The organism is Modestobacter excelsi (genome assembly GCF_005930495.1).
Lineage (GTDB): Bacteria > Actinomycetota > Actinomycetes > Mycobacteriales > Geodermatophilaceae > Modestobacter > Modestobacter excelsi.
The window spans coordinates 1-22,084 of the sequence record NZ_SJEX01000087.1 but is presented as its reverse complement, the minus strand read 5'-3'; the positions used below and the strand labels follow the sequence as shown (position 1 = coordinate 22,084).

Here is a 22,084-nt window from a genome sequence, read left to right as displayed (position 1 = left end):
CCCCGGTGTGGGGGCTGACCGAGGGTGGGGCGAAGCGCACCGGGCGGGACCTGCGGGTGCTGCCGCGCAGCGTGCTCTACGACGCCGACCTCACCCTGACCCTGCCGGTGGGGATGTCGGTGACCAGTGGCTTCAACGCGATCGCGCACGCCGTCGAGGGGCTGTACGCACCCGACGCCACGCCGATCGTGTCGCTGATGGCCGAGGAGGGTGCCCGGGCGCTGGTCGACGCGTTGCCCCGCATCGTCGCCGAGGGCAGTGACCGGGAGGCGCGGGCGGAGGCGCAGTACGGCGCGTGGCTGTGCGGAGCGGTGCTGGCCGCGACGACGATGTCGCTGCACCACAAGCTCTGCCACACCCTGGGCGGCACGCTGGACCTCCCGCACGCCCAGACCCACACCGTCGTCCTGCCGCACGCGCTGGCCTACAACGAGCCGGCGGTGCCCGACGCGGTGGCGGCCCTGCGCCGCGCCCTGGGCGGGGCGCCGGGCCCGGCCCGCGAGCTGTGGGAGCTCGCCGGTCGCCTCGGTGCGCCCCGGTCGCTGGCCGAGCTGGGCATGGCCGAGGGCGACATCCCGAAGATCGCCGAGCTGGCCGTGGCGAACCCCTACGCCAACCCCCGGCCGGTCACCCGGGACGGCGTCGAGGCCCTGCTCCGCGCCGCCTGGGCAGGTGAGGCGCCTGCCCGCTGAGCTCGACCCGGAATGACCATCCCGACTCCGTTGCGAGGTTCCCGTGGTTGCTGCGACTCCGACCCCCCGGACGGCGCCCGACGCCGTCCCGACCCGTCCCGCCCGTGAATCGGCCGCCCCGGCGAACGGCGAACTGCCCGCCGATGCGGTCACCGACGTGATCGTCGTCGGCGGGGGAGGCGGCGGCCTCCCGACAGCACTGTTCAGCCGCTGGCTCGGCAACGAGGTGGTGCTGCTGGAGAAGGCGCCGGAGCTGGGCGGGACGGCCCGGAAGGCGGCCTTCTGGTACTGGGTGCCGAACAACGTGCCCATGCGTGCGCTGGGCCTGGCCGATGAGGAGCCGGACTTCCTGCGCTACGTCGCCCGGCTCGCCCGCCCCACCGCGTACGACCCGACGTCACCGACTCTCGGTCTGTCGCAGTGGGAGTACGACATGTGCCGGGCCATCTACGAGAGCGCCTCCCCGGCGGCAGAACTGCTCGCCGAGAAGGGCGCGCTGGAGTACCGGCACTGCCCGGACGTGCCCGACTACTGGTCGGAGATCCCCGAGGACAAGGCGCCCACCGGGCGCGTCCTCGTCCCGGCCGGCGCCCGGGAGTCCATGTCGGACGGCGGAGCCGTGGGCGTGGCCTCGATGAGCGCCGCCGCCCGGCGCGACGGGGTGGACATCCGCACCGGTCACCGCGTGCAGCGGCTCGTGGTCCGCGGCGGCGCGGTCGTCGGTGTGGAGGCGACCACGGCGGACGGGCACACGCGCCGGATCGCCGCGCGCAAGGCGGTCGTCTTCGCCACCGGCGGCTTCACCCACGATGTCGACCTGCGGCGCAACTTCCTGCACGCACCGGTCTACGGCGGGTGTGCCGCGGCCACCAACGAGGGGGACTTCCTCGCGATCGCGAGCCCGGTCGGCGCCCAGCTGCGCAACATGAACTACGCCTGGATGTGCCCCGTCCCGCTGGAGCGGGCGGTCGCGCGGGACCCCGGCCTGATCGGCATGTTCTCCGTCGCCGGTGACTCCATGGTGTTCGTGGACAAGACCGGCCGCCGGGTGGTCAACGAGAAACTTCAGTACAACGAGCTGGCGCAGACGTTCTTCAGCTATGACGGAGACAAGGGCGAGTACCCACACCTGGTCCTCGTCCAGATCTGGGACCAGCGCAGCCAGGACCACTCGGCCAGCGACGAGTACGGCCGGCTGATCGTCCCGCCCGGCAACGACGACTCCCACGTCATCCGCGGCGAGACCCTCGAGGAGCTCGCCGAGGCCATCGCCGCGCGGCTCGAGGGGTACCGCGGCGTGACCGGTGGGCTCACCCTCGACCCGGACTTCGTCAGCACCCTGCGACGGACCATCCAGCGCTTCAACGGCTCCGCCGAGCGCGGCGTCGACGAGGACTTCCACCGCGGGGAGAAGCCGATCCAGTTCGTGTTCAACGGCCCGGTGAAGGAGGAGCCAGGTCGGAGCAACCCGACGATGTGGCCGATCAGCGGCCGGGGCCCCTACTACGCAGCCCTGGTCACCGGCGGGACGCTCGACACCAAGGGCGGACCGCGCACCAACACGGACGCGCAGGTCCTCGACGACACAGGCACGCCCATCCCGGGCCTCTACGGCGTCGGCAACTGCGTCGCCTCCGCCTCCGCCCAGGCCTACTGGGCCGGCGGCGCCACCCTCGGCCCGATCATCGCCTTCGCCCACCGCGCCGCCCAGGCCGCGGATCGCGAACCCAGCCGCGAGCTGCGCGAGCTCGCCCCGGCCGGGTCCTGAATCCCCACCACCCCGAGGAGTTCCCATGGCCATCGCGACCCGGACGATGACCGACGAGCAGCGCAAGTCGGTCGCCCTTGAGTACCTCAAGGCCTTCGACAACGCCGGCACCACCTCCACCGGCGGCAGCATCCTGGACCTGTTCGCCGATGACGCCCAGGTCATGTTCCCCAAGTGGGGGCTGGCCACCGGCAAGGACGAGATCGGCCAGCTGTTCACCGACATCGGCGGCACGCTGTCCTCGATCCAGCACCACTACGCCGAGTTCTCCTGGATCTTCTCCGGTTCCGACGTCGTCGTCGTCGAGGGCACCAGCCACGGCGAGCACGAGGACGGCCCCTGGCGAGCCGGCGTCCCCGAATGGGGGGCGGGCCGATGGTGCGACGTCTTCGAGATCCGGGACTTCCTCATCCAACGCTGCTTCATCTACCTCGACCCCGACTACGCCGGCAAGGACACCGCTCGCTATCCCTGGCTGTCGCAGGGGTGACACGGCGCCGGGAGACGGCGTCATGTCCACCCAGTTGTGCGCTATCTTTCTCCTCGGCCGTGAGACGGGCGGCTGTCGGCTCACCGTCCCGCTGCTGAGCGGGGGACGGTCGCAGCAGTTGCCTGACGGGGGTCATCCGAATTCTGACCAGTGGCACGGGAACGGGACACGGCAACCCGAGCCCGCGTGCGCCCGACACCGGACCTGAGAGCGACCTGCTGGGGTACGTGGCGGATGCACCTGGGGCAACCGCGGCTGCGTCCGTCCTGCGGCCGCCGGCGAACCGGCCGCCGAGGCAGCTGGTGCGCGTGCTGCTGTGCGAGGACCAGGAGGTCTTCCGCCTCGGCTTGCGCGGTGTCTTCGAGACCGAGCCCGACCTGGCGGTCGTCGCGGAGGTCAGCAACGTCGTCGAAGCGCTCGACGTGGTCAACGGCCCGGGGACACAGGTCGTCGTCCTCCGACAGGGGCTCGTGGGGCACTCCAGCTTGCCGCTGCTCCGGGACCTGTGTGGGCGCGGGACCGGAGTGCTGATGCTCACGGAGACGAGGAGCCGGTCCGACCCGGGCCTCATGGAGGTCCTGCAGGCAGGAGTACGGGGCTCCCTGCCACGATGCTCGGCTGCTCGGTCACTCGTGGACGCCGTTCGCTCACTCGCCCGGCAGGACACCGCGCTGGACTCCGCCGTCGCCAGCCAGCTCGTGCGCCACCTGACCGGTGACGCCGAGCGAACCGGCGCCGAGGGGCGTGCCCTGGACCTGCTCACCGAGCGGCAACGCGACGTGGCCCTGCTGGTGGCCGAGGGCCTGAGCAACGGGGAGATCGCCGGTCGGCTGTTCCTCAGCCCGGCAACGGTCAAGAGCCACCTGACCGCCGTCCTGCGTCGCCTGGACATCCGCACCCGCACCCAGCTGGCCATCCTCCTCAACCGCGACCACAGGCCGGCCGCCTGAGAGCGCCGGGTGTGGCGGCTGTCCGCTGACCATCAGGTCGGAGCTTCGATGGTGCTGCAGGTCGCAACCCAGCAGGATGGCCGTGCGTCCGACGTCCCACGGCTCTGGAGGAACGGAATGACAGCCCGTCACCCGCCGCCCGCCTCCGCGCCGGTGGTCGTCCTCGGTGGCGGGGTGGTCGGTCTCAGCGCGGCGTACCACCTGGCGCGGAGCGGGGTGCGCGACATCGTGCTGCTCGAGCGGGACGCGCTCGGCTCGGGCTCGACCTGCCGGGCGGCCGGGGGAGTCCGAGCACAGTTCTCCGATCCGCTCAACATCACGCTGGGGGCGCGCAGCCTGGAGACGTTCCGCGAGTTCCCGGCACGATTCGGTCAGGAGATCGACTTCCGCCAGGTCGGCTACCTGTTCCTGCTCAGCTCACCGGAAGCCGTCGCCGCGTTCGAGGCCGGCGTTGCCTTGCAGAACCACCTCCAGGTGCCCAGTCGGATGATCAGCGCCGCCGAGGCGCAACGGCTGTCACCGCTCGTCTCGACCGAGGGCCTGCTCGCGGCGGCATGGTCACCGACCGACGGCCACTGCACCCCTGAGGCCGTCGTGCTCGGCTACGCGAACGCCGCTCGCCGCAGCGGGGTCACGCTGGTCCCGCACTGCGCCGCCACCGGCATCGACGTCACCGACGGGCGCATCACCGGGGTGCGCACCCAGGCGGGCACCATCGCGACCGAGTCGGTCGTCTGTGCCGCCGGCGCCTGGTCGGCCGAGGTCGGTCAGTGGATCGGTGTCGACCTGCCGGTGACCCCGCTGCGCCGCCAGGTCCTGGTGACCGAACCCGTCCCCGACCTCGACGCGCACACGCCCTTCACCATCGACTTCGAGACCTCCTTCTACTTCCACGGGGAGGGACGCGGCCTGCTGCTGGGCATGTCCGACCCGGAGGAGACTCCCGGGTTCAAGCTGACCCGGTCCGATGCCTGGCTGCCGCGCCTCGGCGAGGCCATCGCGAGACGGGCTCCGGCGATCGGCGAGATCGGCATCGCCGGCGGGTGGGCCGGCCTGTACGAGATGACGCCGGACCACAACGCCCTCATCGGACGCGCGGACACCGTGGCGGGCTTCCTGTACGCCACCGGCTTCTCCGGGCACGGGTTCCTGATGGGACCGGCCGTCGGCGAGGTGGTGCGCGACCTCTACCTCGGCGAGGAACCGTTCGTCGACGTCTCCAGCCTGGACGCCGGGCGCTTCGCCACGGTGGGCGCCCGGCCCGAGCTCACCATCGTCTGAGAGAGGACCACCGTGCCCCCCGCCGCTCGCGAGCTGGCGGCGGGACCCTGCACGATGGCCGCCCACCCCGATCCGAGGAGCTGCTCGTGACCACTCTCCCCAGCCCCGAAGACCTGCGCCGCCAGGCGCTGGCCGCGGCACGCCGCTGCGGCGTCGACCCGGCTGCGCACTCCGGCGACCATCCGGTCACCTCCCCGGTGAACGGGCAGCCGCTGCTCTCCGTCCGGTGGCAGGGCGCAGCCGACGTGGACGTCGCCGTGACCCGCGCCGGCGAGGCCTTCCGGGAGTGGCGGACCGTGCCCCCGCCGGCTCGCGGCGGGCTGGTGCGGCGCCTGGGCGAGCTGCTCCGCGAGCACAAGGAGGACCTGGGCACCCTGGTGAGCCTCGAGGTCGGCAAGATCACCTCCGAGGCGCTCGGTGAGGTGCAGGAGATGATCGACATCTGCGACTTCGCCGTCGGGCTGTCCCGTCAGCTGTACGGGCGGACGATCAGCTCGGAGCGCCCCGGCCACCGGCTCATGGAGACCTGGCACCCGCTCGGCGTCGTCGGGGTGATCAGCGCCTTCAACTTCCCGGTGGCGGTGTGGTCGTGGAACACCGCGATCGCCCTGGTCTGCGGCGACCCGGTGGTCTGGAAGCCGTCCGAGCTCGCACCGCTGTCGGCTCTCGCCTCGGCCGCCCTGCTCGACCGCGCCATCGCCGAGACCGGTGCGCCCGCAGCGCTGAACCAGGTGCTCCTGGGCGGCGGCGACGTCGGTGCCGCGCTGGTCGCCCACCCCGGCGTCGCCCTGCTCAGCGCCACCGGCTCCACCCGGATGGGCCGCGCGGTCGGGCCGCAGGTGGCGGACCGGTTCGGCCGGTCGCTGCTGGAACTCGGCGGCAACAACGCCGCCATCGTCACCCCCTCGGCCGACCTGGACCTGACCACCAGCGGCATCGTGTTCTCCGCCGCGGGCACGGCCGGGCAGCGGTGCACCACCCTGCGCCGGGTCATCGCCCATGTCGATGTGGTCGACGAGCTCACCGACCGGATCGCCGCCGCCTACCGCCGGCTGCCCATCGGCTCCCCGATCGCCGAGGGCACCCTGGTCGGTCCGCTGGTCCACGACGCCGCGTTCAAGGCGATGCAGGACGCGCTGGAGGCGGCGCAGCAGCAGGGCGGCGAGCTCGTGGTGGGCGGCGGACGGCGGCTCGCGGAGGAGGCGCCGGAGGCGTACTACGTGGAGCCGGCGGTCGTGCGGATGCCCGAGCAGACCGACATCGTGCGCCAGGAGACGTTCGCGCCGATCCTCTACGTCCTGCCGTACCGGACGCTGGAAGAGGCGATCGCGATCAACAACGACGTCCCCCAGGGTCTGTCGTCGTCCATCTTCACCTCCGACCAGGCCGAGGCCGAGCGGTTCCTGGCGGCCGACGGGTCCGACTGCGGGATCGCCAACGTCAACATCGGCACGTCGGGAGCAGAGATCGGCGGCGCCTTCGGCGGGGAGAAGCACACCGGAGGTGGCCGGGAGTCCGGCTCGGATGCCTGGCGCAGCTACATGCGCCGGGCCACCAACACGATCAACTACTCCGGTGAACTGCCGCTGGCCCAGGGCGTGGAGTTCACGGTGTGAGCGCTGGTGTGACGGTGGAGCAGGTCGACGAGCACTTCATCGCTGCGGTCGAGGACATCGACGGTCCGGCCGGCCGTGAGCCGCGCCGCGTGCTGCCGCCCAGCCTGACGGCAGAGCAGGCGCTGCAGCTGTTCGACTCGCAGTCCGGCAGCCGGCACCTGGACCTGGCCGCGCGCTGGCTGGGAACCCGCGGGCAGGGGTACTACACGATCGGCTCGTCCGGCCACGAGGGCAACGCGGCTGTGGCGGCGGCCCTGCGCCCCACCGACCCGGCGTTGCTGCACTACCGCTCCGGGGCGTTCTTCGTCGAACGGGCCCGGCAGGTGCCCGGCTCGGACCCGCTGCGCGACGTGCTCCTCGGCATCGTCGCGGCCGTCGACGAACCCATCGCGGGAGGCCGTCACAAGGTGTTCGGCCGGCGCGACCTGGCCGTGGTGCCGCAGACCTCCACGATCGCCTCCCACCTGCCGAGAGCGCTCGGGGTCGCCTTCTCGATCGACCGCGCCCGCAAGCTCGGCCTGGACGGCGCGTGGCCCCGCGACGCCGTCACCGTGTGCAGCTTCGGGGACGCCTCCGTCAACCACTCGACGGCTGCGGGCGCGATCAACGCCGCCGTCCAGGTCGCCTTCCGGGGCCTGTCGATGCCGCTGCTCCTGGTGTGCGAGGACAACGGGATCGGCATCAGCGTCCCCACCCCGCGCGGCTGGGTGGCACACGTCCACGACGGCCGGCCGGGCCTGGAGTACTTCGCCGCGGACGGCAGCGACCTCGCTGATGCCGTGGAGACGTCCCGGCGTGCGGCGGACTGGGTCCGGCGGCACCGGCGCCCCGCCTTCCTCCACCTGCGCACCGTGCGCCTGATGGGGCACGCAGGCTCGGACGTCGAGAACGCCTACCGCCGTCCCGAGGAGATCGCCGCCGACCTGCGGCGCGACCCGCTCCTGGGCACTGCGCGGCTGCTCGTCCGCTCCGGGGTGCTCAGCCCGGGGGAGGTGCTGCGCCGGTACGAGGTCATGCGCACCCGGGTGCTGTCGCTCGCGGAGGAGGTCACCCACCTCCCCACGCTGGGGTCGGCCGCGGAGGTGATGGCGCCGCTGGCGCCGGCCACGCCGGACCAGGTCGCCCGGATCGCCGGCGCGGCCGCGCCGACCGAGCGCCGGACGCAGGTCTTCGGGGGCACGCTGCCCGAGCAGGAGCCCGCGCTCACCCTGGCGCAGTCGCTCAACCGTGCGCTGCTCGACGTCCTGGCGGTGCACCCGGGGGCCCTGGTGTTCGGCGAGGACGTCGCCGGCAAGGGCGGGGTGTACGGCGTCACCCGCGGGCTGCTGCGCAAGGCCGGCTCGGCCAGGGTGTTCGACACCCTCCTCGACGAGCAGACCGTGCTGGGTCTCGGCCTGGGCGCCGGGATCTCGGGCCTGCTGCCCATCCCGGAGATCCAGTACCTGGCGTACCTGCACAACGCCGAGGACCAGCTGCGCGGCGAGGCCGCGACACTGCAGTTCTTCTCCGCCGGCCAGTACCGCAACCCCATGGTCGTCCGGATCGCCGGGTACGGGTACCAGAAGGGCTTCGGCGGGCACTTCCACAACGACGACTCCGTGGCCGTGCTGCGCGACGTGCCGGGGCTGGTGATCGCCTCCCCGGGGCGGCCGGACGACGCCGCGGCGATGCTCCGCACCTGCGCCGCCGCCGCAGCGGTGGACGGCGCGGTCTGCGCGTTCCTGGAACCGATCGCGCTCTACCACACGCGCGACCTGCACTCCGACGGCGACCAGGGCTGGACGGCGCCCTACCCGGCGGCGGAGCGCTGGCCGGACCTGCACGTGCCGATCGGCCGGGCGCGGACCCACGGCGACGGCGACGACCTCACGCTCGTCAGCTGGGCCAACGGCCTCTACATGAGCCTGCGTGTCGCGGCGCGACTCGAGGAGGAGGGCATCCGTTGCCGGGTGGTGGACCTGCGTTGGCTCGCCCCCCTCCCGATGGACGACGTGCTGCGCGAGGCCGAGGCGACCGGCCGGGTGCTCGTCGTCGACGAGACCCGCCGGTCCGGCGGGGTCGCCGAGGGCGTCCTCGCCGGCCTCGTCGACGCCGGGTTCGGTGGCCGGATGGGCCGGGTGACCAGCGCCGACAGCTTCATCCCGCTCGGGAACGCCGCACTGCACGTCCTGGTCTCCGAGGCCGACATCGAGAGCGCGGCCCGACGCCTGGCGCGGAGCAGGGAGCGATCGACATGAGCACGTACGTCCACCTCCTCGGCCCGCTCCCGTAGGCAGCACGGAGGTCGACTGCCGGTGGTGAGCAGCCACCGGTGCCCGAGGACGCTCGCCATGGCAGCTGCATCCCGGCGTTCGTCGATCAGACCGGGTCAGCGACTCGCGGTCGCGCCGTCCAGGTCGCCGAGCGCGGTGTCGGGTCGACTCCGGCCGGCGTGGCGAGCCGCCTCGAAGGCGCCGTCGCCCAGCAGCGCGCGGGCCTGGCGTTCCGCACGCCCCACGTCGACGTGCTCCAGGCGGGAGGCGGGACGGTGACGTCGGACGCGCCATCCGGCTGCCGCACCGAGGAGGCGGGCTGCGGTGGAGCCGTCGCGCCGGGCGGCAGCGACACAGGCCAGGCCCTCGAGGGCAGCGGCGTGCCCGGGGGCGGTCTGCCATGCGCGGCGGTGGGCGAACTCCGCGCTGTCCAGGTCGCCTTCGGCCTCGGCGAGGTGACCGAGGCCGACCAGGGCGGCGGCGGTCCACTCCGGCTCGGTCAGCCCGGCCAGCAGCTCCTGTGCGTGGGTGAAGTGCCGCCGCGCGGCGGCCAGGTCGCCGAGCTCGCGGGCCAGCATCCCCTCGCCGACCGCGGCTCGCGGATTGCCCTCGGCGCCGAGTGAGTGGGCGACCTCGTGCGACCTGGCGAACAGCTGCTCGGCGCGGTCGGCGTCGCCGAGCAGGAGGGTGACGTGCCCGGCGCCGGCCAGGGCGTACTGGACGGTGTTGGCGGGGCCGACGTCGCGGACGCTGGCCAGCGCCCCCTCGTACCTGGCCAGCGCCTCCTGCAGTCGGCCGGCACGGTGCAGGGCCATGCCCAGGTGGAACTGGACGGCCGACACACCCCACTGATCACCCAGCGCGCGGAACGCCGCCAGCGCGCGGTGCCCGTCGGCGGTGGCCGCGTCCAGGTCGCCGGTGCCGGCGTGCAGCTCCAGGCGGACGAAGTCGGCCAGCGCCGCGCACCACGCATCGCCGTCCCGGATGAACTCCCGGTCGGCCTCGGCGAGGACGGCGAAGGCCGCGCTCGTCTCCGGGCCGCCGATGGCCTCCACCGCAGCCAGGGTGTCCGACAGGGCGGCGCGGAACGCGTCGCCGAGCCCGACGAACAGCGCGCGGCTCTGCACCGCTGCGGCGGCGCACCCGGGGTGGGGGTGCACGATGCAGGCCCCGGGCCGGGCGGCGACGGACAGTGCCTGCAGCGCCCGTGCCCGCGCCGCGGGGGAGCCACCGGGTGCGGCGGAGAGCACCGCCGCGACCCGCCGTCCACCGTCGGGGAGGGTGGCGAAGTACCAGTACCAGCCGAGGGAGCCGACCAGCCGCAGCCCGGCGTCCGGCTCGGTGTCCGCATGCGCGGTGCACCAGGCCAGCGCGGCGTCGATGTCGTCCCGCTCGGTGGCCAGCCGCGGCAGCCAACGGGCCTGCCCGTTGCCGCGGAGCTCCACCTCGGCCCGCTGGGCCAGCGAGGTGAGGTGGTCGACGTGCGCCCGGGCGACCACCTCGCCCTCGCCGGCCTCGACCAGCCGCTCGGCGGCGTACTGCCGGATCGTCTCCAAGAGGTGGTAGCGCGGTTCGACGACCCGGTCGGCCCCGGTGCGGTCGACCACGACCAACGACCGGTCGACCAGCCGCCCGAGCAGGTCGAGCGCGGCGTTCGGGGTCAGGGGGTCGCCGGCCACGACGGCCTGCAGCGCGTCCAGCGTCCAGCTGCTGCGGAACACCGACAGCCGCCGCAGCAGCACCCGTTCCGGCTCGGAGAGCAGCTGGTAGCTCCAGTCGACGGTGGCCCGCAGGGTGCGCTGCCGGGCCTCGGCGGTGCGGGGGCCGGTGGTGAGCAGCGCGAACCGGTCGCCCATCCGCCGGGCGAGCTCGGCGACCGGCAGCGCGGCGACGCGGGCGGCGGCCAGCTCCAGGGCGAGCGGGATGCCGTCGAGGTGCCAGCAGATGTCGGCAACCGCCACCGCGTCGTCCTCGCCGAGGGCGAAGTCGGGCAGCGCGGCGCGGACCCGGTCGACGAACAGCTGCACCGCGGCGCTGCCCGCAAGGCCAGCTGCGCCCTGCTCGCCGCCGGGCACCGGGAGCGGGTCCACCGCGTACTGCACCTCGCCGCGGGCGGCCAGCGGCTCACGGCTGGTGGCCAGCACCCGCACAGCTGGGCACGACTCCAGCAGCCGTTCGGCGAGCTCCGCGCAGGCGTCGGCGAGGTGCTCGCAGTTGTCCAGCACCAGGAGCACCGAACGGTCCCGGAGGGAACCGAGCAGCTGGTCTGCCGCGGTGGCGGTCGCCACGTCCCGGATGCCCAGCGCGGCGAGTGCAGCCGACGGCACCTGCTCCGAGTCGGTCACGCCGGCCAGCCGGGCGAACCCGACACCGTCGCCGAAGCGCGCCACGGCGGCGCGGGCGGCCTCCAGCGCGAGGCTGGTCTTCCCGACCCCACCGGGACCGGTGACGGTGACCAGCCGCGCGGTGTGCAGCAGTTCCCCCACCCGCCGCAGGTCGTTCTCGCGGCCCAGGAACGACGTGAGCCGCGCTGGCAGCCGGTGCCGGACCGTCGGGGGAGCGGGTGCCTCCCGGGCCCGGGTGCCGACGTCCTGGTCCGGGGCGGCCAGCTCCGGCCGCTGCTGCAGGATCGCCTCCAGCAGGCCGCGCAGCTCCGCTCCCGGGGCCAGGCCGAGCTCGGCGTCGAGCACGGTCCGGACCCGCTGGTAGACCGCGAGGGCGTCGGCCTGCCGGCCGGTGCGGTAGAGCGCGAGCATGAGGCGGCCGTGCAGTCGCTCGCGCAGCGGATGGGCACCGGTGAGCTCCTCCAGCTCACCGAGCACCTCGGCGTGCCGCCCGGCGGCCAGCTCCAGGTCGACCAGTGACTCCCGCGCTGCCAGCTGCAGCTCGGCCAGCCGGGCGGCCTCCGGCCCCGCCCACGCCGAGCCGCCGAACTCGACCAGCGCCGGCCCTCGCCAGGCCGCCAGCGCCTCCCGGTAGAGCCGCGCGGCCGCGACCGGATCGGAGTCCTCGGCGGCGCGGGCTGCCGCCACCTGGTCGGTGCAGCGCAGCGCATCGACGCGCTCGCGGGGGATGTCGAGCAGGTAGCCGGGCGGACGGGTTCCGACCAGGTCGCCCGGTGCACCGGCGGCGGCGAGCGCCCGGCGCAGCTTCGACACCCGCACCTGCAGCGCATTGCCCGGGTTCGCCGGCAGCGCCTCGGCCCACAGGCCGTCCACCAGGGCCGGAACGGCGACCACCCGCCCGGCCGAGAGCGCCAGCAGCGCCAGCAGCTCCCGCTCGGCAGCTCCGGGCAAGGACCGAGCCCGCCCGTCGACGACCACCTCGACCGGCCCGAGGACGCGGATGTCCATGCGGCGCCCCTCCCGGAACGGGCCCGTCTGGCCGAGTCGTCCAGTCTCGCGCCTGCAGCAGGCCTCCACAATGCGTTCCCGGTCGGCCGGCGCACGTGCCGCCAGGGCCCGGACAGCGTGGGGACAGCGCCCCCCGTCACGGTGGGACCAGCCCAGCCGCCCAGGGAGCTGCCATGATCACCGTCCACGTGCCGGCGATGACCGCGCGGCAGGACGTACGTGCCATCAGCGCCGTCATCAGCGACGTCCCCAGGGTGCGGACGCTCCGGGCCGACCTGGCCACCGGCACCGTGCAGGTGACCGGCTCCGCCGATCCCGCCGCGATCACCGCGGCCGTCGCCGCCGCCGGCTACCCCGCCGTCGACTCCACCGTCGCCCCGGCCACCGACGGCTCCCGGCCTCCCGGCACCGCCCGGACCGGGCCGTCCCCTGGGCGAACCCGGCGACTTCACCGGTCCGAGGACCTCCGATCCGCACCGACCCTCGACGCCAGCCCCGATCCCCACCACCACCGCCGCAGCCGGAGGTCGTCATGACCAGCACCACCGCCGTCCGAGCCCGCTCCGTCCCCCGCGAGCTGCGCGTGCCGATCGCGTGGGGCGTCGTCGTCGGCGTCCTCCAGACCGCCTCCCCGTTGGCCTTCTCCTGGCTGGACTCCGCCACCGTCTACGCCCTCGGGCTCGCCATGATCGCCGCCATCTACATCGGCTTCGCCGTCGCCGACGGGCGCCCGCACGTCCTGGCCGTCGAGACGGCCGTCGCGTCGGCCTTCGTGGTCGTCGCCGCGGCCGCGGTGACCGGAACGGCCTGGTTGATCGTCGCCGGCCTGGCCGGCCACGGCGTCAAGGACATGTGGCAGCACCGCACCGGCTTCGTCGCCGGCACCCGCTGGTGGCCGCCGTTCTGCGCCACCGTCGACTTCGTCGCCGCCGGGCTGATCGCCGTCGCGATCACGGCCGGCGTCCCGTCCCTGTCCTGAGCACCTGGCGGGATCACCGGGTCGAGCGGCGCGGCCACCGGCGACGCTCAGCCCGAACCGTCCACCCGACTCCGACCAGGAGGGCCGCACGATGACCGCCACCGCACCGACCGTCGCGGCAGTTCCCGCCGCCGGCCGCGGTCCCCACCGCGGCCCCGTCCGACGGATCATCGCCGCGTCGCTGCTGACCGGCGCCGTCCTCGCCGCCGGCCTTCCCCTGATCGTGTTCGCCGGCGCACCCGAGGCCGCCATCACCGGATCGGCCCTGCTCGGCTTCGCGGCCGGCTGGGCCCTGCTGGCGGTGCTGTCGGCCCGGATGACCGACCAGCCGCAGCAGTGGGCGCTGGTCCCGGCCGCCGCCCTGGGGGCGGCCGGGCTGGCACTGCTGGTCCTGGCGCCGGATGACCGGGTGCTGACCGCTGCCGGCTGGGCATGGCCCCCGCTGCTGCTCACGCTCGCCGCGTGGACGCTCTTCCGCACCCGCCGCACCGTCGCCGCCGGCAGCGGTCGCTGGCTGCTCTACCCGGTCGTGGCGGTCATGGCCGCCGCGGCCGTGGGCGGCGCGGTCGAGACCGTCGGACTGGCCGCCGACCAGCGCGCCTCCGCGATGCCCGGTCAGCTCTACGACGTCGGTGGCCACCGGCTGCACCTGCACTGCACCGGTTCCGGCACTCCCAGCGTCGTGCTGCAGAGCGGACTCGGTGAGTCCTCGGCCAACTGGGCGCGGATCGCCCCGGCGGTCGCCGGAGTCACCCGGGTCTGCGCCTACGACCGCGCCGGCCAGGGCTGGAGCGAGGACGCGCCCTCCGAGCAGGACGGCCTGCAGGCCGCCGCCGACCTGCACACGCTGCTCGACCGCGCCGGTGAGCACGGCCCGTACGTGCTGGTCGGGCACTCCATCGGCGGCGACCACGCGATGGTCTACGCCAGCCGCCACCCCGAGCAGGTCGCCGGCATGGTCCTGCTCGATGCCACCAGTCCCTACCTGTCCGCCGCCGGTTCTCCCCACGCCGGCCCGCCCGGCGCGATCGCCGTCCTGCCCAGTGTGGCGAGGCTGGGCGTCGGGCGGCTGCTGCCGACGTCCTTCTGGTCCGCTCTGCCCGAGCCGGCCGCTGCACGGGTGCAGGCGTTCACCACCAGCCCCCGCGGGTGGCGCAACGTCCGCGACGAGTCCGCCACCATGCCGGCGCTGCTCGACCAGGCCCGGGCGCTGACGACCCTCGGCAGCGCGCCGCTGGCGGTGCTCACCGCCGCCGGACACGAGGGGGATCCGGACCGGGTGGCCGCACACGACCGGATGGCCACCCTGTCCACCAACAGCAGCCACCGCACCGCGGACGCAACCCACGCCGGTCTGCTCGACGAGGAGCACGGGGCGGACCTGTCGACGCGCGCCATCGACGACGTGGTCCATGCCGCGCGCGCCGGGTCGCCCCTTCCGCCGAACTGACAGCCGTTCCGACCACCTGACCAGGAGGTTCCCCGTGGACACCACCGTCTTCTCCACCGACACCACCGACCTGCCCGAGGCGACGAGACCCGAGGTGCTCGAGCTCGGCGACGGCGACGTGCTGCACCTGCGACCCGGCCCGGTCGCCAAGCGGCTGGGGAACGCCACGGTGCGGATGCTCGGCTACAACGGCTCGATCCCCGGTCCCACGCTGGAGGTCCGGCAGGGCTCGGGGATCGTCGTGCACGTCACCAACGGCACCGACCTCGACACCACGGTGCACTGGCACGGGCTGCGCCTGGAGAACCGCTTCGACGGGGTGCCGCACGAGACCCAGGCACCGATCCCCCCGGGTGGGGAGTTCACCTACCGCATCGAGTTCCCCGACCCGGGCCTGTACTGGTACCACCCGCACATCCGCGAGGACGTCACCCAGGAGCTGGGCCTCTACGGCAGCATCCTGGTCGCCCCGGCCGAGCCGGACTACTGGCCGCCGGCGCACCGCGACGTCGTGCTGACCCTCGACGACCTGCTGCTCGAGGACGGCGTGATCGCCCCGTTCAGCCGCACCGAGACCAACCACGCGGCGATGGGCCGCTACGGCAACCTGATGCTCACCGGCGGCGAGACCGCCCCGGCCTTCACGGCCAGGGTCGGCGAGGTCGTGCGGCTGTGGCTGACCAACACCGCGAACAGCCGCGTCTTCCGGGTCGCCGTGCCCGGAGCGCGGATGAAGCTGGTCGGCGGGGACAGCGGCCGGGTGGAGCACGAGGAGTTCGTCCCCGACGTGGTGCTGGCCCCGTCGGAGCGGGCGGTCGTCGACGTGCTGTTCGACCGGGCGGGGGAGTTGGCGCTGGAGCACCGCACCCCGAACCGGACCTACCGGCTGGCGGCCTTCACCGTCACCGGCGACGTCGCCGAGCAGCTGACGGAGCAGTTCGAGCTGCTGCGCACCGCGCCGGAGCTGGCAGCGGAGCGCGAGCGGCTGGAGACGTGGCTGACCGCGCCGCCGGACAAGGTCCTCGCCATCGTCGCGGAGATGGACGACCCGGGCGCGGCCGCGGCGGCCGGCCCGGTGACCTACGCCTGCCCCATGCACCCCGAGGTGGTCAGCGACCAGCCCGGGCGGTGCCCGAGGTGCGGCATGAAGCTGATGGTGACGGCACCGGCCGGCGCGACTGCGGGCCACGACATGGGCCACGACATGGGCCACGACATGGGCCACGACATGGGCCACGACATGGGCCACGACATGGGCCACGACATGGGCCACGACATGGGCCACGACATGGGCCACGACATGGGCCATGACATGGGCCACGACATGGGCCACGACATGGGCCACGGTGCAGGTCAGGCCCACCACCACGGTTCCGCGACCGCCGACGGGATCGAGTGGGAGGACGAGATGGCCGAGATGAACCGGGCCACCACCACCGAGACGATGCGGTGGCAGTTCCGGGACCGCACCGCCGGTCGCGACGGGCCCCCCGTGGACTGGCGGTTCACCGTGGGAGATCGGGTCAAGATCCGGCTGGTCAACGAGATGGACTCCGACCATCCGATGCACCACCCGTTCCACGTCCACGGCGCTGGCCGCTTCCTCGTCCTGAGCCGGGACGAGGTGCCCGAGCCCAACCTGGTGTGGAAGGACACCGTCCTCATCCCGACCGGGCAGACCGTCGACATCCTGCTCGACGTCACCAACCCCGGCCTGTGGATGGCGCACTGCCACATCGCCGAGCACATGCACTCCGGGATGATGTTCAGCTTCACCGTCGACCGGGCGGCGACGTCGTGACCGCCCCGGCCGAGCCGTACGACGTCGTCGTCGTGGGCGGCGGGCAAGCCGGTCTGGCCGCCGCCTGGCACCTGCGCCAGCTGGGCATGCGGTTCCTGGTCCTCGAGGCGGCAGGGCAGCTCGGACACGTCTGGCAGGCACGGTGGGACTCCCTGCGGCTGTTCACCCCGGCTGAGCACGACGCGCTGCCCGGGCTGCCGTTCCCGGCCCCGGCCGGCAGCTACCCGGGCAAGGAGGCCGTTGCCGAGTACCTGCGCGCCTACGCCGCCGCCTTCGACCTCCCGGTGGAGCTGAACGCCCGGGTCACCGGGCTGCAGCGAACGGAGGGCGGGTTCCGGCTCGACACCACGGAACGGACGTACACCGCCCGGCAGGTCGTCGTCGCCACCGGGCCGTTCCAGACCCCGTCCGTGCCGCCGCTGGCCGCCGGGCTGGATGCCTCGGTGACCCAGGTCCACAGCGCTGGGTACCGCAGCCCCGACGCCCTGCCCGAGGGGCCTGCGCTGGTGGTCGGTGGCGGCAACTCCGGCTTCCAGATCGCCGAGGAGCTGGCCGGCACCCGGCGGGTGGAGCTGTCGGTCGGCACGACCCACCCGGCCCTGCCCCAGCGCCTGCTCGGCCGGGACCTGTTCTGGTGGCTGACCCGGTCGGGCCTCATGCGGGTTCCCGCCGACTCCCGGCTCGGTCGCCGCATGCAGGCCCAGGAGACCCTCATCGGCACCAGCCGCCGCGGCCTGCAACGGGCAGGCGTCCGGATCCGGCCGCGGCTGGTCGACGCCGCCGGCCACACGCTCCGGTTCGCCGACGGCACCAGCCTGGAGGCGTCGGTCGTCGTCTGGGCGACCGGGTACCGCTTCGACCACTCCTGGATCGACGTCCCCGGCGTGCTGCGCGATGGCCGCGTCCTCCACACCCGCGGCACCACCGGAGCTCCCGGCCTGTACTTCCTGGGACTGCCCTGGCAGCACACCCGCGGCTCGGCACTGCTGGGCTTCGTCGCCGGTGACGCCGCCTGCATCGCTGCCCACGTGGCCCGGACGGCCGCCGCGACGAACGACGGCCAGGTGCCCAGCCCGCGCAGTGCGCCCGACGCGCAGGCCGCCCCAGGCCGCGCCCGGAAGTGACCCGTCGAGCAACGGAAGGAGACCACCATGCCCGGCACGGAGAAGGTCCTCGCGTTCCCGGTCCGCCCCGGCGTGACACCGCTGGACCTGATCGGCCCGCTCACGCTGCTGAAGACCCCCGGCATCGGAGGTACGCGGTACCGCACCGTCGTGGTCGGCGAGCGCGCCGAGCCGTTGGCCACTGACACGCCGCTGATGCTGCAGCCGACCGCCACCTTCGCCGAGGTGCCGGACCCGTGGGCGGTGATCGTGCCTGGCGGTGGCGCGTCCAGCCTGGCCGCGGCGGAGGACGAGGCGTTGCTGTCCTACGTCGGCTCGGTCGCTGCCGGGGCGGAGGTCGTCGGTTCCACCGGCAACGGGGCGCTGGTGCTGGCCGCCGCCGACCTGCTGCGCGGCAAGCAGGCAGCCGTCCACTGGGCCTTCCGCGAGCCCCTGGAGGAGCTGGGCGCGATCCCTGCTCCCGAGCGGTGGCTGGCCGACGGCCGGCTGCACACCGCCGCCGGCGGCACGGCCGGCATGGACATGACGCTGCCCCTGCTGGCCCGGCTGCGCGGCAAGGCCATCGCCCGGCTGGGCCAGCTGTCCGCGGAGTACGACCCGCAGCCGCCGTTCGGCCGGGTGGAGCCCGACCTCGCCGACGAGGACCTCGCCCGGTTGCTGCGCGACCCCGACAGCGTCCCTCCCGCCGACCCCGGGGGAGGCGATGAGCGGCTCATCGCCTTCGTGCTCTACCCGGGGCTGACCGTGCTGGACGCCGTCGGCCCGCTGCAGGTGCTCACGATGCTGCAGCGGCTCGTGCCGGGCTACCGCCCCGTGACCGTGTGGGCCCGCCGCGAGCCGGTGCCCACCGATGTGGGTGTGCCGGTGGTCCCCGACCGGACGTTCGAGGAGGTCCCCCACCCGGCGATCGTGGTCGTGCCCGGTGGCGCGCTGCCCACCATCCGCGCGATGAGCGACCCACTGGTCCGCGACTACGTGCGATCCGCCGCCGCCTCCGCCGAGCTGATCACCTCGGTCTGCACCGGCTCGCTGATCCTCGGCGCGGTCGGCCTGCTGGAGGGGCGCGACGCCACGACCAACTGGTTCTACTCCGGGATGCTCGAGGACCTGGGCGCCACCTACCACCAGCGCAGATGGGTGGAGGACGGCAACCTGATCATGTCCGCCGGGGTCTCCGCCGGCATCGACATGGCCCTGCACCTCGCGGCCCGCCTGACCGACGAGGCCACCGCCCGCCGGGTGCAGCGGGCTCTCGACTACGACCCGCAACCGCCCTGGGGCGGCATCGACTACGACCGCATCCCGCGCCTCCCGCGCGCGCTGCGCGGCGCGATCGGGCTGACCGCGCCGGCGATCGCCGCCCGGAGCAAGCGGCTGACCCGGGCCGGTCGCTGAGGTCATCGGCTGCCTGCGGCGTGCTCGTGCAGCTGGCAGGCAGATCGAGCTCCGCCACAGCGGCCGGCGCCGACGGATCCGGGGCCTCAGATGTCGAGCGGGAGCGCGGCGAGCTCGGCGCGGGAGGCGACGCCCAGCTTGGCGAAGATGTTCCGGAGGTGGAAGTCGACGGTGCGGGGGCTGACGAACAGCTGGGCGGCCACGTCGCGGGTGGGCAGTCCCTGCCGGATCAGCCCGGTGACCTGGCGTTCCTGCGGGGTCAGGTCCGTCGCGGTGGTGACGTCGCGCCGGCGGGCCGTCTCCCCGGAGGCGCGCAGCTCGGCGGCGGCCCGCTCGGCGTGGTGCTTCGCGCCGAGCTCGTCGAAGACGGTCAGGCCGGCGCGCAGGTGCACCCGGGCGTCCACCCGGCGTCGGGCGCGGCGCAGGTGTTCACCGAACGCCAGTTCGGTCCGGGCCCGGTCGGCCAGCCGCAGCGATCCGGCGTGCGCGGCCAGGGCGCGGTGGAAGTGTTCCTCGGCCGCGCTGCCCTCGGCGAGCAGCGCGTGACCGTGCTCGACGACGGCGACCGCGGCCGGGGCGCCCGTTCCGGCGGCGAAGGCGGCGAGCTCGTCCAGCCAGGCGCGGGCGAGGTCGTCGCGGCCGGCCCGGACGGCCGTGTCGAGCCGGTCGATCGCCGCCAGCCGGCGCATCCCGGGCTCGGTGATCTGCGCGTGGTGGTGCAAGGCGGTCGCGGGCTGTCGGGCAGCACGCATGCCCCGCGCCCAGTGCAGCAGGTCGACGACCACGATGTCGGTGAGGCCGACGGGGTGCGCCGCCCGGATCTGCGCAGCCTCGGCGAGGTACCGCTCGGCGTCGTCGTCGTCCCCCCGCTGGGCCGCGAGGACGGCGAGCTGGGCGGTCGGCAGCGCGGTCATCCCGGGACGGCCGGTGCTCGCCGCCAGCGGAACTGCCTCGGTCGCGGCGCCGACCGCCTTGGCCCAGTCGCCGACGGCGATGTGGAACAGGGCGCCGCGGGTCAGGGCGTGCTCGACCAGGTGCAGCGCCCCGGCCCGGCGGGCGTCGGCCAGCAGCTGCTCGTGGATGCGCAGACCGCGCTCGTCGTCTCCGATGACCAGCGCGGCGATGCCGAGGTTGCGCTGCACGTGGTCGTCGACGGACTCGGCGTCGGTCAGCGCGAATGCTCCGCGGAAGGCGTCGGCCGCCGCGGCCCAGTCCCGCCGGGCCGCCGCGGTGAACCCGCCCACCAGGGACGCGGCGGCCCGCAGCCGGGGTGGGGCGTCGGGGGCCGGCGGGCTCACCAGCTCGGTCGGGTCCACACCGCGCCGCGACCTCGCGCCGTACACGGCCAGCGCTGCGGCGATGACCGCGAACTGCTGCGCCAACGCCGGGTCCAGGTCGCCCGCGAGCTCGGCGGCCCGGGCGACGAGGTCGTAGCCGTCGTCCACGGACCCGGTGTTCCACTCGATCTGGCCCTGCAGGGCCAGCAGCTGAGCCCGCAGCAGCGGTTCGCTGACCTCCGTTGCCGCGGCAGCGGCCAGTGCGGCCGCTCGGGTCGCGTCCGCCCCGGACCATGCGGAGGACGCAGCCAGGTACAGCCGCCGGCCGCGGGCCTGTCCCGCGGTGGTCAGTTCCGCGGCGCGCGCCCAGGCGGCCGCGGCCTCCTCGTGCCCTCCGCGACCCGCAGCGCGTTCGGCGGCGGCATCCAGCGCGGCCACCACGCTCTGGTCGGGGCGGTCGGCGGCAGCCGCCAGGTGCCACGCCCGCCGGTCGGGGTCGGCGGCGAGTGCATCGGCCAGCGCGCGGTGCGCGGCCCGCCGCTGGGAGCTGGTCGCCATGCGGTAGACCGCCGAGCGCACGAGCGGGTGGAACAGCCGGAGCTCCCTCTCATCGACGCGCAGCAGCCCGGCCCGCTCCGCTTCATCGCCGGCGTCCTCGCCGAGCCCGAGACGGTGGGCGGCTTCCCGGACGACGCTCAGCAGGCCGGTGTCGTCGGCCGCGGCGACGAGCAGGAACCGTTGGGCTGCGGCGGTGAGCCGGCAGACGCGGTCACCGAAGGCCCGCTCGACACCGCCGGCCAGTGGCAGCTGCGACGGTAGCGGCGCGTGCCCGGCGAGCTGGTCGCCGGTGAGGGCAGCGGCCAGCTCGACGAGTGCGAGCGGGTTGCCCCCGGTGCCGGTGACCAGGCGGTCGCGCACCGCCGGCTCGACCGCCCGGCCGGTGGGGCCGGCCAGCAACGCATCGGCTGCCTCCCCGGTCATCCCCTCCAGGACGACGGACGGCAGGCCCCCGGTGTGGAACTCGCGCGCAGCACCGTCGCGGGCGGCGAACACCATCGCCACGCGTTCGTCCTGCAGCCGGCGGGCGGCGAACAGCAGCGCCGCGGCGGAGGCCTCATCGAGCCAGTGCGCATCGTCGATGACCGCGAGCACCGGTGCCTTCTGGGCGGCGTCGGCCAGGAGGGTCAGCGTGCCCAGGAACGTCAGGAACCGGTCGCCTTCACCGTCGGCCTCACCCAGCGCCGCCCGCAGCGCGGCGCGCTGCGGCGCCGGCAGCGCGTCCACGCGGGCGCGCAGCGGCCAGAGCAGCCGCTGCAACGCGGCGAACGCCAGCGGCGACTCCGACTCCACTCCCGAGGTGCGCAGCAGGCTCATGCCCGATGCCGTTCCCGCCGCGTCGGCCAACAACGTCGACTTCCCGGACCCGGCCTCGCCGCGGACCACCAGCGCGCCGCCCATCCCGGCGCGGGCAGCCGTGAGCAGGGCAGCGATCGCCGCACGTTCGGCTTCGCGGCCGGCCAGCACGGCGCCGACCGTACCGGCGTACTGCCCCGAACCGGCCTCCTGGATCCCGGCCGACGATCCGGCGGAACTGGGCCCGCAGCCGGTGGGTCACACCGGTGCGGAACGGGCGCGGCGGCGCGGACGGAGGTGCTC

At 74.4% G+C, this 22,084-nt stretch carries 15 protein-coding genes; 13 read left to right on the top strand and 2 right to left on the bottom strand.

What is annotated here, in order from left to right; translation table 11 throughout:
• The 7 genes from FHL80_RS21325 to FHL80_RS21295 form a co-directional block, all read left to right on the top strand.
• On the top strand, positions 1-692 hold a 692-nt coding region (locus tag FHL80_RS21325; RefSeq protein ID WP_138735355.1), incomplete at its 5' end, for a maleylacetate reductase.
• A 43-nt stretch (positions 693-735) separates the two neighbouring features.
• Positions 736-2,460, top strand: coding sequence for an FAD-dependent oxidoreductase (locus tag FHL80_RS21320; protein WP_138735354.1), 1,725 nt, complete (start codon positions 736-738; stop codon positions 2,458-2,460).
• A 25-nt stretch (positions 2,461-2,485) separates the two neighbouring features.
• A complete protein-coding gene (locus FHL80_RS21315) occupies positions 2,486-2,950 on the top strand; it encodes a nuclear transport factor 2 family protein (RefSeq protein ID WP_138735353.1) in 465 nt (154 codons plus the stop codon).
• Positions 2,951-3,252: 302 nt separating this feature from the next.
• The gene (locus FHL80_RS21310) at positions 3,253-3,900 is read left to right on the top strand and encodes a response regulator transcription factor (RefSeq protein WP_138735352.1); all 648 of its coding nucleotides are present in this window, start codon (positions 3,253-3,255) and stop codon (positions 3,898-3,900) included.
• Positions 3,901-4,017: 117 nt separating this feature from the next.
• Complete coding sequence (locus tag FHL80_RS21305) at positions 4,018-5,181, top strand: NAD(P)/FAD-dependent oxidoreductase (RefSeq protein ID WP_138735351.1); 1,164 nt, start codon at positions 4,018-4,020, stop codon at positions 5,179-5,181.
• 86 nt (positions 5,182-5,267) lie between these two features.
• Positions 5,268-6,797, top strand: a complete 1,530-nt coding sequence (amaB, locus tag FHL80_RS21300; RefSeq protein WP_138735350.1) for an L-piperidine-6-carboxylate dehydrogenase — start codon at positions 5,268-5,270, stop codon at positions 6,795-6,797.
• On the top strand, positions 6,794-9,034 hold the full coding sequence (locus tag FHL80_RS21295) for a transketolase C-terminal domain-containing protein (RefSeq protein WP_246078859.1): 2,241 nt from the start codon (positions 6,794-6,796) through the stop codon (positions 9,032-9,034). Before amaB ends, FHL80_RS21295 begins: the two co-directional genes overlap by 4 nt.
• Positions 9,035-9,165: 131 nt before the next feature.
• Here the strand turns inward: FHL80_RS21295 and FHL80_RS21290 are convergent, their stop codons facing one another.
• Positions 9,166-12,402, bottom strand: coding sequence for an ATP-binding protein (locus FHL80_RS21290; protein WP_138735349.1), 3,237 nt, complete (start codon positions 12,400-12,402; stop codon positions 9,166-9,168).
• Between the two features lie 173 nt (positions 12,403-12,575).
• Between FHL80_RS21290 and FHL80_RS21285 the strand changes: the two genes are divergently transcribed.
• The 6 genes from FHL80_RS21285 (at position 12,576) to FHL80_RS21260 (ending at position 19,151) form a co-directional block, all read left to right on the top strand.
• Positions 12,576-12,938 (top strand): heavy-metal-associated domain-containing protein, encoded by a 363-nt coding sequence (locus FHL80_RS21285; RefSeq protein ID WP_138735348.1) that lies wholly within the window; start codon positions 12,576-12,578, stop codon positions 12,936-12,938.
• Positions 12,935-13,381, top strand: coding sequence for a hypothetical protein (locus FHL80_RS21280; RefSeq protein WP_138735347.1), 447 nt, complete (start codon positions 12,935-12,937; stop codon positions 13,379-13,381). Before FHL80_RS21285 ends, FHL80_RS21280 begins: the two co-directional genes overlap by 4 nt.
• A gap of 91 nt (positions 13,382-13,472) precedes the next feature.
• Positions 13,473-14,831, top strand: coding sequence for an alpha/beta fold hydrolase (locus FHL80_RS21275; RefSeq protein ID WP_138735346.1), 1,359 nt, complete (start codon positions 13,473-13,475; stop codon positions 14,829-14,831).
• Positions 14,832-14,865: 34 nt separating this feature from the next.
• Positions 14,866-16,632, top strand: coding sequence for a multicopper oxidase domain-containing protein (locus tag FHL80_RS21270; RefSeq protein ID WP_216870935.1), 1,767 nt, complete (start codon positions 14,866-14,868; stop codon positions 16,630-16,632).
• Positions 16,629-17,756, top strand: coding sequence for a flavin-containing monooxygenase (locus FHL80_RS21265; RefSeq protein WP_138735344.1), 1,128 nt, complete (start codon positions 16,629-16,631; stop codon positions 17,754-17,756). Before FHL80_RS21270 ends, FHL80_RS21265 begins: the two co-directional genes overlap by 4 nt.
• 27 nt (positions 17,757-17,783) lie before the next feature.
• Complete coding sequence (locus FHL80_RS21260) at positions 17,784-19,151, top strand: DJ-1/PfpI family protein (RefSeq protein WP_138735343.1); 1,368 nt, start codon at positions 17,784-17,786, stop codon at positions 19,149-19,151.
• A gap of 86 nt (positions 19,152-19,237) precedes the next feature.
• Here the strand turns inward: FHL80_RS21260 and FHL80_RS21255 are convergent, their stop codons facing one another.
• Positions 19,238-21,952: a helix-turn-helix transcriptional regulator gene (locus FHL80_RS21255; RefSeq protein ID WP_138735342.1), complete on the bottom strand. Its 2,715-nt coding sequence runs from the start codon at positions 21,950-21,952 to the stop codon at positions 19,238-19,240.
• Positions 21,953-22,084: the final 132 nt, after the last annotated feature.

Bases quoted from the DNA above. Each gene is read 5' to 3' on its own strand.
- FHL80_RS21315 (WP_138735353.1), top strand. From the start codon at position 2,486: ATGGCCATCGCGACCCGGACGATGACCGACGAGCAGCGCAAGTCGGTC.
- FHL80_RS21305 (WP_138735351.1), top strand. From the start codon at position 4,018: ATGACAGCCCGTCACCCGCCGCCCGCCTCCGCGCCGGTGGTCGTCCTC.
- FHL80_RS21290 (WP_138735349.1), bottom strand. From the start codon at position 12,402: ATGGACATCCGCGTCCTCGGGCCGGTCGAGGTGGTCGTCGACGGGCGG.
- FHL80_RS21285 (WP_138735348.1), top strand. From the start codon at position 12,576: ATGATCACCGTCCACGTGCCGGCGATGACCGCGCGGCAGGACGTACGT.
- FHL80_RS21280 (WP_138735347.1), top strand. From the start codon at position 12,935: ATGACCAGCACCACCGCCGTCCGAGCCCGCTCCGTCCCCCGCGAGCTG.
- FHL80_RS21275 (WP_138735346.1), top strand. From the start codon at position 13,473: ATGACCGCCACCGCACCGACCGTCGCGGCAGTTCCCGCCGCCGGCCGC.
- FHL80_RS21260 (WP_138735343.1), top strand. From the start codon at position 17,784: ATGCCCGGCACGGAGAAGGTCCTCGCGTTCCCGGTCCGCCCCGGCGTG.